This window comes from Pseudomonas sp. LBUM1651 (assembly GCF_059716135.1).
Genome location: NZ_CP166805.1, coordinates 5,819,508 through 5,830,667, shown reverse-complemented (window position 1 = coordinate 5,830,667; position 11,160 = coordinate 5,819,508). Strand labels below are relative to the sequence as shown.

Below are 11,160 nucleotides of genomic sequence, written 5' to 3'. Positions count from 1 at the left end.
CTCGTATTGACCTTTCAGCGTTTATGGGAACTTGTCTTTTGGTTTCCGGTCAATTTTCGCAGTGCTGAACTGCACGAGTTTGTAAGTCGGAGGTTTTTTCGTATGACCAATTCTTTGCAACCTGCATATGCTCTGGTCCCGGGTGCGAACCTGGAGGCCTATGTGCACACCGTCAACAGCATTCCTTTGCTGACGCCGGAGCAGGAGCGTGAACTGGCCGAGAGTCTCTATTATGAGCAGGATTTGGGGGCGGCTCGGCAGATGGTGCTCGCCCACCTGCGTTTTGTCGTACATATCGCCCGTAGCTATTCCGGCTACGGTCTGGCTCAGGCTGACCTGATCCAGGAAGGCAACGTCGGCCTGATGAAGGCTGTGAAACGCTTCAACCCGGAAATGGGCGTGCGTCTGGTTTCGTTCGCCGTGCACTGGATCAAGGCGGAAATCCACGAGTTCATCCTGCGCAACTGGCGCATCGTGAAAGTCGCGACCACCAAGGCCCAGCGCAAGCTGTTCTTCAACCTGCGCAGCCAGAAGAAACGTCTGGCGTGGCTGAACAACGAGGAAGTCCACCGTGTGGCGGAAAGCCTCGGCGTAGAGCCGCGGGAAGTGCGCGAGATGGAAAGTCGCCTGACCGGCCATGACATGGCTTTCGACCCGGCCGCAGAAGCGGACGACGACAGCGCTTTCCAGTCGCCGGCCAACTATCTGGAAGACCACCGGTACGACCCGGCCCGTCAACTGGAAGACGCCGACTGGAGCGACAACTCCAATCACAACCTGCACGAAGCGCTGGAAGTGCTGGATGACCGCAGCCGTGACATCCTTTATCAGCGCTGGTTGGCTGAAGAGAAAGCCACGCTGCACGACCTGGCGCAGAAGTACAACGTGTCGGCCGAGCGTATTCGTCAGCTTGAGAAGAGCGCGATGAACAAGCTCAAGTTGTCGATCGCCGCCTAAGCTGCGTGAAGGCAATAAAAAACGCCCCGATCATTGATCGGGGCGTTTTTGTTTGTGCCCAATATTCCCGCCACACCCCAAAACCACTGTGGGAGCGAGCCTGCTCGCGATGGCGTCAGGTCAGTAGATAAAAATGTTGGATGATCTACCGCTATCGCGAGCAGGCTCGCTCCCACAGTGGATCTTCAGTGTTCAGGAGATCAGCTACTGTGCCCAAGGCGCCCGACGTGAGTCATTGAGCCCCAGCAGATAGCTATCACCCCCTAGCTGACTCATCTGCTGCCGAATCCACCCGGCCCGCCGCGCGACATAGTTGGTCGGATGGCTCGCACTCCACACTCGCGGGTTTGGCAACACCGCCGCCAGCAGGCTCGATTGCTGACGACTAAGGCCTTTAGCGCTTACCCCGAAGTGATGCCGAGCCGCCGCTTCTGCGCCAAACACGCCGTCATCCCACTCGACGCTGTTCAAGTAAACCTCAAGAATCCGCTGCTTGGGCCAGAGCACCTCGATCAACCCGGTAAACCAGGCTTCCAGCCCTTTGCGCAACCAGCTGCGCCCCGACCACAAAAACAGGTTCTTCGACACTTGCTGGCTCAAAGTACTGGCGCCGCGCACCGAACCGCCCAGCTCGTTGTGGGCCAGTGCGGCCCGGATCGCACCCAGGTCAAAACCCCAATGCTCCGGGAATTTCTGATCTTCGCCGGCAATCACTGCGACTTTAAGGTCGTCAGAGATTTCATCCCAGGGTTTCCAGGTGCGTTGCAGGTCAATCGGCTCGCCGTCGAACCAGGATTCGATCTTGCGCTCGACCATCAAAGCCGTGCCCGGTGGCGGTACCACGCGAAAAATCAGAACCAGCAATACGCTGCCACCCGCGAACCAGAGCAGGGCCTTCGTGAATCGTCGCAAAAATAAACGCAGCATAGAGATGGCTTGGCCGAACCCGTTGAGCGGGCCATTATACAGACCCTGTTGATCGAATCTGACTGGAGTTCTTCATGCTGCGTGGCTTTCTGATGCTGGCCGCTTTCTTCGGCTTCACCGGCGTTGCCCTTGGCGCGTTCGCCGCCCATGGCCTGAAAAACCGGCTGACGCCTGAATACCTGGCGATCTTCCACACCGGCGTCACCTACCAATTGGTGCACACCTTGGCATTGCTGGGTCTAGCGCTGCTGGCCACACAGATTCCGGGTCGGCTGATCACTTGGGCCGGCGCCTCGTTTGCCATCGGCATCCTGCTGTTTTCCGGCAGTCTGTACGTGTTGACCCTGACCGGCGTCAGCAAGCTCGGGATCATCACACCCTTCGGCGGCCTGGCGTTTCTGGTGGGTTGGCTCTGCCTGGGCCTTGCCGCCTGGCGGTTGAGCTGACCTGTAGGAGCCGAGCTTGCTCGCGATAAACTCAAGGGCAACGCGTTTCATCAGTATTCACGCGTTATCGTTGACGTCCATCGCGAGCAATCGAGCGTCGACCGGCTGCTCCTACAAGGTCCACGACATGACGAATGGCTTGGGTCGCCAAGACTGATCGGGCTAGAATGCCAGCCCCTAAAAATGATGGCGGCATTCGGCATGCGCATTCAGTTGAACGGCGAATCCCTTGAACTGCCCGACGGTGAAACCGTTGCGGCCCTGCTGACCCGTCTGGAACTGACCGGACGCCGGGTGGCGGTCGAGCTCAATCTGGATATCGTCCCGCGCAGCCAGCACGCCGAAACCATGCTGAACGACGGTGATTCGGTCGAAGTGGTACACGCCATCGGCGGCGGCTAGTCGCCCGGCCCATAAGGGCACAGAATTCTGCAAGAACCTCACCCCTACAGAGGATTTCCCATGAGCATCGTTCGTAGCGACAAGCCCTTCGTCCTGGCCGGTCGTACTTACCAGTCGCGTTTGCTGGTAGGCACCGGCAAGTACCGCGACATGGAAGAAACCCGCCTGGCCATCGAAGCCTCGGGTGCCGAGATCGTCACCTTTGCCGTGCGCCGTACCAACCTCGGCCAGAATGCGGGCGAACCGAACCTGCTCGAAGTCCTGTCGCCGGATCGCTATACCTTCCTGCCTAACACCGCCGGTTGCTTTGATGCTACCGAGGCTGTGCGCACCTGCCGCCTGGCCCGTGAGCTGCTCGGCGGCCACAACCTGGTGAAGCTGGAAGTGCTGGCGGACCAGAAAACCCTGTTCCCCAACGTCATCGAAACCCTCAAGGCCGCCGAAGTGCTGGTCAAGGAAGGCTTCGACGTGATGGTTTACACCAGCGATGACCCGATCATTGCCCGTCAACTGGCGGAAATCGGCTGCATCGCGGTCATGCCTCTGGCCGGTCTGATCGGCACGGGCCTGGGAATCTGCAACCCGTACAACCTGCAGATCATCCTCGAAGAAGCCAAGATTCCCGTGTTGGTGGATGCCGGTGTCGGCACCGCTTCCGACGCCACCATCGCCATGGAACTGGGTTGTGAAGCGGTGCTGATGAACTCGGCCATCGCCCATGCCCAGCAGCCGATCATGATGGCTGAAGCCATGAAACATGCGATCGTCGCGGGCCGCCTGGCCTACCTCGCCGGCCGCATGCCGAAAAAACTCTATGCCAGCGCCTCTTCGCCGCTGGATGGTCTGATCAAGTAAGAGCCATTGATGACTGAATCAAACGACACGCCAATCCAGACGGAAGAAGGCGACGAGCGCCAACACCGCCGCATCAAGAGTTTCGTGATGCGCGCCGGGCGCATGACCGAAGGCCAGCAAAAAGGCCTGGATCAAGGCACGTCGCTGTTCGTGCTGCCATTGGCCGACGCGCCGGTGGATTACGACCAGGTGTTCGGCCGCTCGGCGCCGCGCTCGCTGGAAATCGGTTTCGGCATGGGCCATTCGCTGCTGGAAATGGCCGCGGCTTCGCCGGAACAGGATTTCATTGGCGTGGAAGTGCATCGCCCGGGTGTCGGCGCGCTGCTCAATGGCGTGCTGACTCAGGGCCTGACCAACCTGCGCGTCTACGATTGCGACGCGATCGAAGTGCTCAACCGTTGCATCGCCGACAACAGTCTCGATCGCCTGATGCTGTTTTTCCCGGACCCGTGGCACAAGAGCCGTCACCACAAGCGCCGTATCGTTCAGGCGTCGTTCGCTGAACTGGTGCGCAGCAAGTTGAAGGTCGGCGGCATTCTGCACATGGCCACCGACTGGGAACCGTACGCCGAGTACATGCTGGAAGTGATGAATGTCGCACCGGGTTATCGCAACCTGGCTGAAGACGGCAAGTGCGTGCCGCGCCCGGCTGAACGTCCGATCACCAAGTTCGAACGCCGTGGCGAACGTCTTGGGCATGGGGTGTGGGACCTGAAGTTCGAAAAGCAGTCCTGAGCCTTACGCTGTAAAACTGTAGGAGCCGAGCTTGCTCGCGATGGCGGCCTGACAGTCAACATAGATGTTGAATGTTATGGCCTCATCGCGAGCAAGCTCGGCTCCTACAGTTTTTTGTGGTGTCCGGAAATCAGCGGCGGTCGGCGACGACGCCGATGAGCACCAACACCACCAACAACACCGGCGCCAGGCTGTAGTTGTTGAACTGGCTCAGGCCTTTGATGATCCACGGCGTGGCGTAGATCAGCGCGACGCCGCTGCCGACCATGCACAACAGGGCCATCAGCGGGACGCGCAAGGCGCCGGCGATGCTGCCCAGACGCTGATCGACCCAGCCTTTGATGTCCGCGCCGAACAGCACCAGCAAACAGCCCACCAGCGCCAGCGAGATTTCCGACAGGTTGCTGCGGCTCCAGCGGGAGACAGTGGCGAGCAGGTCGAGTATCAAATCCATTCGTTTTCCCTTAAGGCTGAAATCAGCTCAGAAATTTTTGCAGCAAGTCGTTGAGGAACAGTTGCCCGCGCTCGGTGGCCGCCAGGCGTGACGGTTCGACCTGCAACAGGCCGCTTTGTTCGGCCTCGAGGCGGCGTTCGGCAAGGCTTTCCAGACTCAGCCCGGTACGCTCCGGGTACAGCCGCGATTCGACGCCCTCGGTCAGGCGCAAGGCGTTCATCAGGAACTCGAACGGCAGTTCATCATTGGTCAGTGCCTTCTCGCCAGCCTTGAAGCTTTTCGCCGGGTTCAGGTAGTCCTTCGGCAGGCGCGTCTTCCAGGTGCGCACGATGCGCCCATCCGGGTGACTGAGCTTGCCGTGAGCGCCGGCGCCGATGCCGATGAAGTCGCCAAAACTCCAGTAGTTGAGGTTGTGCCGAGCCGGACGACCGGGCTGGGCATAGGCGGAGACTTCGTATTGCGCGTAACCGTGCTCGGCGAGCAGCGCCTGACCGGCTTCCTGAATGTCCCACAGCATGTCGTCTTCCGGCAGCGTCGGCGGCTGGTTCCAGAACACCGTGTTCGGCTCCAGCGTCAGTTGATACCAGGACAAGTGGGTCGGTTTCAGGGCGATGGCCTGACGCAAATCGCTCAGGGCATCGTCCAGCGACTGATCCGGCAAACCGTGCATCAGGTCCAGGTTGAAGTTATCGAACCCGGCCTGCCGGGCCATGCCGGCGGCACGTACCGCTTCGTCACCGTTGTGAATCCGCCCCAGCGCCTTGAGTTTTTCTTCCTGAAAGCTCTGGATACCGATCGACAGCCGATTGATGCCCAATGCGCGGTAAGCGACGAACTTCTCTTGCTCGAACGTCCCCGGATTGGCCTCGAGGGTGATTTCGATGTCACTGGCAAACGGAATGCGCTGCTCGACACCTTTGAGCAAGCGGCCCAAGGCCTCGGCGCTGAACAGGCTCGGCGTGCCGCCACCGAAGAAGATCGAGCTCAACTCGCGACCGTAGACCGCGTGCAGGTCCTGATCGAGATCGGCCAGCAAGGCGTCGACGTATTCCTGCTCCGGCAGCACCGGGCTGGCCGTGTGGGAGTTGAAGTCGCAATAAGGGCATTTGCGCACACACCACGGGATGTGGATGTACAGCGCCAGGGGCGGCAGCGTTGGCAGCGCGGCCCGAGGCGATTGTGCGGCACCGCCGAAGATCAGCGGTGACGCGGATGATTCATGGGTCATATCAGGCCTAGACGCTGGCGCAGCAGATCCATTGCACGGGCGCGGTGGCTGATGAGGTTCTTTTCGCTCGGGCTCAGCTCGGCGCTGGAGCAATCGCGCGACGGCACCCAGAACAGCGGGTCGTAACCAAACCCATGTTCACCGCTGGCGTGGGTCAGGATGCGCCCGTGCCACAGACCTTCGCAGAGGATCGGCAATGGATCGTCGGCGTGACGCACCAGCGCCAGTACACAGACGAACTGCGCACCGCGCTCCGCTTCCGGCACGTCTTTCAAGGCGTCGAGCAGTTTGGCGTTGTTCGCCGCATCGCCCTGGCCATCGGCATAACGAGCCGAGTAGATCCCCGGCGCACCACCGAGGAAATCCACTGCCAGCCCGGAATCATCGGCCAGTGCCGGCAGGCCGGAAATGCGCGCGGCATTGCGGGCCTTGAGGATGGCGTTCTCGACGAACGACAGACCGGTTTCTTCAGGCTCGACGCTGCTGAACTCGCCGATCGAGCGCAGTTGCACCGAACCGCCGAGCATGGCCTGAAGTTCCTTGAGTTTGCCGGCGTTGTGGCTGGCCAGTACGAGTTGCGTGAAGTTGATCATTGGCCAGGGAAGAGCTCTTGGTTGAAATTGATGGTGTTGATTTTGTCACCGGTCTGCACCTTGATGTCGAAGGTGCGGACTTCCTGCTGATCGACCGGGAACTGGGCGATGTAGTAGATCGCGCCTTGTTCGGTGATCTGTTTGAATTTCAGTGGCACGGTCTGGCTGGTCAGGTCTTTGACCGAGCCGCTCACTTGAGCCATCTGCGGCTTGCCGTCCTTGAGCACCGAAATGTTGATCACGCCTTGATTCTTGCTGCGGGTGAGTTCCGCGGCTTTGGCGATGTCGGGCGTCAGGAAGGTGGAGTTGAAGGTGTTGTAATGCACCGTCACATCGCCGAATTTTTCCTGACGGTCACCTTTGATGGCATCGGCGGCCATGGCGGTGACGCTCAGGCAGGCAGTGAGTAAAAACAGCGCTAGTCGACCCATGATCGTTCTCCTTGGAATGTCGTGGTTCAGACCGCGACCTTGTGGTCCTGCAGCCCGGGGCTGCTGACGCGGTAGATACCGATCTCACCTAACAGATTAGGCCATAGCTTACTGGCCCACCCGTGCCGATGCTGTTGATCCACGGCAAGCCGATCAATGACCTTCGCTTCACGTTCACGACATAACGCTTCAAAGTCTTCGAAGGTGCAGAAGTGGATGTTCGGCGTGTTGTACCAGGTGTACGGCAGAAACTCGGACACCGGCATCCGGCCCTTGCTCGCCAGGTACCAGCGGCAGCGCCAGTGACCGAAGTTGGGGAAGGTGATGATGCACTGGCGACCGACGCGCAGCATTTCGTCGAGGATCTTGTCCGGGTAGTGCACGGCTTGCAGCGCCTGGGTCATGACCACGATGTCGAAACTGTTGCTGGCAAAGTTGCCCAGGCCCTTGTCCAGGTCCTGCTCGATCACGTTGATGCCCTTGGCCACGCACTCGGCGATGTTGTCCGGGTCGTTTTCCAGGCCGTAACCGGTGACTTGTTTGTTGTCCCGCAGCCACGTCAGCAGCTCGCCGTCCCCGCAACCGAGGTCGAGCACGCGGCTGCCGGCGGGGATCCATTCCTGGATGATTTCCAGATCAGCTCTCATGGCTTTCTCACAGCGTAATGCGGTTCATGTAATTGCCGAACGCCTGCAGGTAGCGCGGGATCGGAATCAGGAAGGCGTCGTGGCCTTGCGGAGCGTCGATCTCGAGGTAGCAAACGTCTTTCTTGGCCGCCATCAATGCGTCCACCAGTTCCCGCGAGCGGGCAGGGGAGAAGCGCCAGTCGGTGGTGAAGGACATCACGCAGAACTTGGCCGAGGCGCCGGCGAAGGTTTTCGCCAGGTCATCGTCGAAGTTCGCCGCCGGGTCAAAGTAGTCCAGTGCCTTGGTCATCAGCAGGTAGGTGTTGGCATCGAAACGCCCGGAGAACTCTTCACCCTGGTAACGCAGGTAGCTTTCAACCTGGAACTCGACGCTGTGGAAGTCGTAGTTGAGCTTTTCGCTCTTGAGGCCACGGCCGAATTTCTCGCCCATGGAATCGTCGGACAGGTAAGTGATGTGGCCGACCATTCGCGCCAGCATCAAGCCGCGCTTGGGGATCACGCCCGCTTCCTGGAACGAACCGCCGTGGAATTCGGGGTCGGTGAGGATCGCCTGGCGTGCGACTTCGTTGAACGCGATGTTCTGCGCCGACAGTTTCGGTGCCGAGGCGATGGCCAGGCAGTGACGAATGCGATCGGGGTACGTGATGCTCCACTGCATTGCTTGCATGCCGCCGAGGCTGCCGCCAATCACGGCGGCCCATTGGCTGATGCCGATCCGGTCGGCCAGACGTGCCTGGCTGTGCACCCAGTCTTCCACGGTCAGCACCGGGAAATCGGCGCCGAACGGCTTGTCGGTCTCCGGGTTGACGCTGCTCGGGCCGGTGGAGCCGTTGCAACCGCCGAGGTTGTTCAGGCTGACCACGAAGAACTTGTTGGTGTCGATCGGCTTGCCGGGGCCGATGCAGCTGTCCCACCAACCAGGCTTGCGGTCGTCGGGGCTGTGGAAACCGGCAGCGTGGTGGTGACCGGACAAGGCGTGGCAAATCAGCACGGCGTTGCTCGCCGTGGCGTTCAGCGTGCCGTAGGTTTCGTAGATCAGGTCATAGGCCGGGAGCGAGCGGCCGCAGGCCAGGGCCAGGGGTTCGCTGAAGTGCGCCACTTGCGGCGTCACCAGACCAACAGAATCGGGGGGAAAGGCAGTTGGCATCGACCCTGCTCTCGTTGAAATGAGGCGTAAGTCTAAAGACCGGTGGGGTTAGCGGCAAGCAAAGGTCGGGCCTGATTTTATTCAGTTGGACCGAGGTGCGGCATTCGCGGGCAAGCCTCGCTCCTACAGGGATTTCGTAGATCCTGTAGGAGTGAGGCTTGCTCGCGAAAAACGATGACGCGGTGAGCCTGCCGATCAGATCAGCAGGCGCAGGATTTCCGGCATCATCGTCATCGCGGCGAGGTTGTTGATCACCAGCATGTCGATCAGCTTGAGTACCAGGAATGCCAGAATCGGCGAGATATCCAGGCCGCCGAGGTTCGGCACGATCTTGCGGAACGGCGCCAGGGCCGGCTCGCAGATCTGGTTCACCAGTTCGGCGCCCGGGTTATGGCTACCCGGGGCGACCCACGACAGGATCACGCTGATGATCAGCGCGAAGAAGAAAATCTTCAGGAACAGCGCGGTCACCCCGATCAGCGACCAGATCAGCAGTTGCAGCGGGTTGCCGATGGTGCCGTAGGTCAGCAGCAGGGTGAGGGCCATCAGCGCCAGCTGCACGAGGATCGCCAGCACCAGCGAGGACATGTCCAGGCCGAACATGCTCGGGATGATCCGGCGCAGCGGCTTGAGCAGCGGCTGGGTAGCCTTGACGGCGAATTGGCACAGCGGGTTGTAGAAATTCGCGCGCACCAGTTGCAGCACAAAGCGCAGCAGCACGATCAGCAGGTACAGGCTGCCGAGGGTTTGCAGCACGTATACCGCTGCAGTGTTCAATCCAATCATGTAAGGCTCCTTATTGACCCAATTGTTCGGCCATCTCGGCCGAGCGGTGCGCAGCGGCGCCAAGTGCTTTTTCTACCAGGGCTTCGAAGCCACCAGCCTGGAACGATTTGATTGCAGCTTCTGTGGTGCCCGCAGGCGAAGTCACGCGGCGACGCAGTTCTGCGGCGTCGACATCGCTGGCAACCGCCATGTGCGCGGCGCCCAGCGCGGTTTGCAGGGTCAGTTGCGCGGCGATGTCCGCCGGCAGACCCAGCTTCACGCCGGCGGCGGTCATGGCTTCGATCAGAAGGAAGAAGTACGCAGGGCCCGAGCCGGACACGGCGGTGACGGCGTCCAGTTGCTGTTCTTCGTTCAACCACAAGGCGATGCCTACGGCCGACAGCAGCTCTTGCGCCTGCTGACGTTGTTCTGCGGTGACTTCGGCAGTGGCGAACAAACCGCTCACGCCCTGACGCAGCAGCGCCGGGGTGTTGGGCATGCAGCGCACGATCGGTTGGGCGCCGAGCCAGTTGTTCATGCTGGCGCAGGTGATGCCGGCGGCGATCGACACCACCAGTTGATTCGGTTTCAAGCTCGGGCGAATCGCTTCGCACACGGCTTTCATCGCCTGGGGTTTGACCGCCAGTACGACCACGTCCGCGCCTTGAATGGCCTCGGCGTTGTCGGCAAATACGTCGATGCCGTGTTCGGCGTTCACTTTGGCGCGGGTTTCAACACCCGGATCGCTGGCGCGGATCTGCGCGGCGTCCAGACCTTTGGCGCGCAGGCCGCCGATCAGGCTGGCGGCCATGTTGCCGGCACCGATAAAGGCAATACGAGTCTTGCTCATGTAAGGTCCTTATAAAGAGTGGTGTCAGCCATTGTTCAAGGCTGACCGTAGTCGCGGGCACCAAACAGGGCCGTTCCGATACGGACCCAAGTGGCGCCTTGGGCGATGGCCGACTCAAGGTCGTGGCTCATGCCCATGGAAAGTGTGTCGAGCGGCAGGTTCAGGCTGGCTTGCAGGCTTTGCACGGCAGCAAAAGCAGCGTCCTGGGCGGCGCGATCTTCAGTCGGCTCGGGAATCGCCATCAACCCGCGCAGCTTGAGGCGCGGCAGTTCGCTGATGGCGTGGGCCAGGGCGGGCAGGTCGGCCGGGGTACAGCCGGACTTGCTGGCTTCACCGCTGACGTTGACCTGGATGCAGATGTTCAGTGGCGGCAGATCGGCAGGACGTTGTTCGGACAGGCGTTGTGCAATTTTCAAACGATCCACGGAATGCACCCAGGCGAAGTGCTCGGCGATAGCGCGAGTCTTGTTCGACTGAATGGGGCCGATGAAGTGCCAGATCAAGGGCAGGTCGGTCAATTCGAGCTGTTTGCCCAGGGCTTCCTGCAGGTAGTTCTCGCCAAAGTCGCGCAGGCCGGCGGCGTGGGCTTCACGCACGGCGTCAGCGGGCTTGGTCTTGCTCACGGCCAATAGCTGGACGCTGTCTTCGTCACGGTGGGCGGCAAGGGCGGCAGCCCGGATGCGTGAACTAACCAGGGCAATGTTGTCTGCTATCGTGGACATT

General features: G+C 60.7%; 15 protein-coding genes. 5 read left to right on the top strand and 10 right to left on the bottom strand.

The genetic code is table 11. The annotated features are described in order from the left end of the window. Positions 1 to 102 precede the first annotated feature (102 nt). Positions 103 to 957, top strand: a complete 855-nt coding sequence (gene rpoH, locus ACA066_RS27345; RefSeq protein WP_007897890.1) for an RNA polymerase sigma factor RpoH — start codon at positions 103 to 105, stop codon at positions 955 to 957. A gap of 204 nt (positions 958 to 1,161) precedes the next feature. On the opposite strand, the gene mtgA is transcribed toward rpoH, so the two are convergent. Then, a complete protein-coding gene (gene mtgA, locus ACA066_RS27340) occupies positions 1,162 to 1,884 on the bottom strand; it encodes a monofunctional biosynthetic peptidoglycan transglycosylase (RefSeq protein ID WP_497697348.1) in 723 nt (240 codons plus the stop codon). Positions 1,885 to 1,958: 74 nt separating this feature from the next. Here mtgA and ACA066_RS27335 point away from each other — a divergent pair, with 74 nt between their 5' ends. From ACA066_RS27335 to trmB, 4 genes are all read left to right on the top strand, one after another. Further along, positions 1,959 to 2,330: a DUF423 domain-containing protein gene (locus ACA066_RS27335; RefSeq protein ID WP_497697347.1), complete on the top strand. Its 372-nt coding sequence runs from the start codon at positions 1,959 to 1,961 to the stop codon at positions 2,328 to 2,330. Positions 2,331 to 2,531: 201 nt separating this feature from the next. Continuing rightward, entirely contained in the window at positions 2,532 to 2,732 is a 201-nt protein-coding gene (gene thiS, locus ACA066_RS27330; protein ID WP_178098568.1) for a sulfur carrier protein ThiS, read from the top strand. A 60-nt stretch (positions 2,733 to 2,792) separates the two neighbouring features. Beyond that, positions 2,793 to 3,587 carry a thiazole synthase gene (locus ACA066_RS27325; protein ID WP_497697346.1) on the top strand — a complete coding sequence of 265 codons (795 nt, stop codon included), beginning with the start codon at positions 2,793 to 2,795 and terminating at the stop codon, positions 3,585 to 3,587. 9 nt (positions 3,588 to 3,596) lie between these two features. Next, entirely contained in the window at positions 3,597 to 4,322 is a 726-nt protein-coding gene (gene trmB, locus ACA066_RS27320; RefSeq protein ID WP_497697345.1) for a tRNA (guanosine(46)-N7)-methyltransferase TrmB, read from the top strand. A 130-nt stretch (positions 4,323 to 4,452) separates the two neighbouring features. On the opposite strand, the gene ACA066_RS27315 is transcribed toward trmB, so the two are convergent. The 9 genes from ACA066_RS27315 to ACA066_RS27275 form a co-directional block, all read right to left on the bottom strand. Continuing rightward, positions 4,453 to 4,776: a DUF3392 domain-containing protein gene (locus tag ACA066_RS27315; RefSeq protein ID WP_084322429.1), complete on the bottom strand. Its 324-nt coding sequence runs from the start codon at positions 4,774 to 4,776 to the stop codon at positions 4,453 to 4,455. A gap of 22 nt (positions 4,777 to 4,798) precedes the next feature. Then, positions 4,799 to 6,004, bottom strand: a complete 1,206-nt coding sequence (hemW, locus tag ACA066_RS27310) for a radical SAM family heme chaperone HemW (protein ID WP_497697344.1) — start codon at positions 6,002 to 6,004, stop codon at positions 4,799 to 4,801. After that, positions 6,001 to 6,597: an RdgB/HAM1 family non-canonical purine NTP pyrophosphatase gene (rdgB, locus tag ACA066_RS27305; protein ID WP_497697343.1), complete on the bottom strand. Its 597-nt coding sequence runs from the start codon at positions 6,595 to 6,597 to the stop codon at positions 6,001 to 6,003. Before rdgB ends, hemW begins: the two co-directional genes overlap by 4 nt. Then, the gene (locus ACA066_RS27300; protein ID WP_497697342.1) at positions 6,594 to 7,028 is read right to left on the bottom strand and encodes a DUF4426 domain-containing protein; all 435 of its coding nucleotides are present in this window, start codon (positions 7,026 to 7,028) and stop codon (positions 6,594 to 6,596) included. The genes rdgB and ACA066_RS27300 overlap by 4 nt, the downstream gene beginning before the upstream one ends. 26 nt (positions 7,029 to 7,054) lie before the next feature. Beyond that, positions 7,055 to 7,675 carry a methionine biosynthesis protein MetW gene (gene metW / locus ACA066_RS27295; RefSeq protein WP_027926558.1) on the bottom strand — a complete coding sequence of 207 codons (621 nt, stop codon included), beginning with the start codon at positions 7,673 to 7,675 and terminating at the stop codon, positions 7,055 to 7,057. Between the two features lie 7 nt (positions 7,676 to 7,682). Further along, positions 7,683 to 8,822, bottom strand: a complete 1,140-nt coding sequence (gene metX / locus ACA066_RS27290; protein ID WP_497697341.1) for a homoserine O-succinyltransferase MetX — start codon at positions 8,820 to 8,822, stop codon at positions 7,683 to 7,685. A 195-nt stretch (positions 8,823 to 9,017) separates the two neighbouring features. After that, a complete protein-coding gene (locus ACA066_RS27285; RefSeq protein ID WP_497697340.1) occupies positions 9,018 to 9,608 on the bottom strand; it encodes a YggT family protein in 591 nt (196 codons plus the stop codon). A gap of 10 nt (positions 9,609 to 9,618) precedes the next feature. Then, positions 9,619 to 10,437, bottom strand: a complete 819-nt coding sequence (gene proC / locus ACA066_RS27280; RefSeq protein ID WP_497697339.1) for a pyrroline-5-carboxylate reductase — start codon at positions 10,435 to 10,437, stop codon at positions 9,619 to 9,621. A 35-nt stretch (positions 10,438 to 10,472) separates the two neighbouring features. Further along, the gene (locus ACA066_RS27275; protein WP_497697338.1) at positions 10,473 to 11,159 is read right to left on the bottom strand and encodes a YggS family pyridoxal phosphate-dependent enzyme; all 687 of its coding nucleotides are present in this window, start codon (positions 11,157 to 11,159) and stop codon (positions 10,473 to 10,475) included. Position 11,160 lies beyond the last annotated feature (1 nt).

Excerpts from the sequence above, each read along its gene's own strand:
- rpoH (WP_007897890.1), top strand. The coding sequence starts at position 103 with ATGACCAATTCTTTGCAACCTGCATATGCTCTGGTCCCGGGTGCGAAC.
- mtgA (WP_497697348.1), bottom strand. The coding sequence starts at position 1,884 with ATGCTGCGTTTATTTTTGCGACGATTCACGAAGGCCCTGCTCTGGTTC.
- ACA066_RS27335 (WP_497697347.1), top strand. The coding sequence starts at position 1,959 with ATGCTGCGTGGCTTTCTGATGCTGGCCGCTTTCTTCGGCTTCACCGGC.
- thiS (WP_178098568.1), top strand. The coding sequence starts at position 2,532 with ATGCGCATTCAGTTGAACGGCGAATCCCTTGAACTGCCCGACGGTGAA.
- ACA066_RS27325 (WP_497697346.1), top strand. The coding sequence starts at position 2,793 with ATGAGCATCGTTCGTAGCGACAAGCCCTTCGTCCTGGCCGGTCGTACT.
- trmB (WP_497697345.1), top strand. The coding sequence starts at position 3,597 with ATGACTGAATCAAACGACACGCCAATCCAGACGGAAGAAGGCGACGAG.
- ACA066_RS27315 (WP_084322429.1), bottom strand. The coding sequence starts at position 4,776 with ATGGATTTGATACTCGACCTGCTCGCCACTGTCTCCCGCTGGAGCCGC.
- hemW (WP_497697344.1), bottom strand. The coding sequence starts at position 6,004 with ATGACCCATGAATCATCCGCGTCACCGCTGATCTTCGGCGGTGCCGCA.
- rdgB (WP_497697343.1), bottom strand. The coding sequence starts at position 6,597 with ATGATCAACTTCACGCAACTCGTACTGGCCAGCCACAACGCCGGCAAA.
- ACA066_RS27300 (WP_497697342.1), bottom strand. The coding sequence starts at position 7,028 with ATGGGTCGACTAGCGCTGTTTTTACTCACTGCCTGCCTGAGCGTCACC.
- metW (WP_027926558.1), bottom strand. The coding sequence starts at position 7,675 with ATGAGAGCTGATCTGGAAATCATCCAGGAATGGATCCCCGCCGGCAGC.
- metX (WP_497697341.1), bottom strand. The coding sequence starts at position 8,822 with ATGCCAACTGCCTTTCCCCCCGATTCTGTTGGTCTGGTGACGCCGCAA.
- ACA066_RS27285 (WP_497697340.1), bottom strand. The coding sequence starts at position 9,608 with ATGATTGGATTGAACACTGCAGCGGTATACGTGCTGCAAACCCTCGGC.
- proC (WP_497697339.1), bottom strand. The coding sequence starts at position 10,437 with ATGAGCAAGACTCGTATTGCCTTTATCGGTGCCGGCAACATGGCCGCC.
- ACA066_RS27275 (WP_497697338.1), bottom strand. The coding sequence starts at position 11,159 with ATGTCCACGATAGCAGACAACATTGCCCTGGTTAGTTCACGCATCCGG.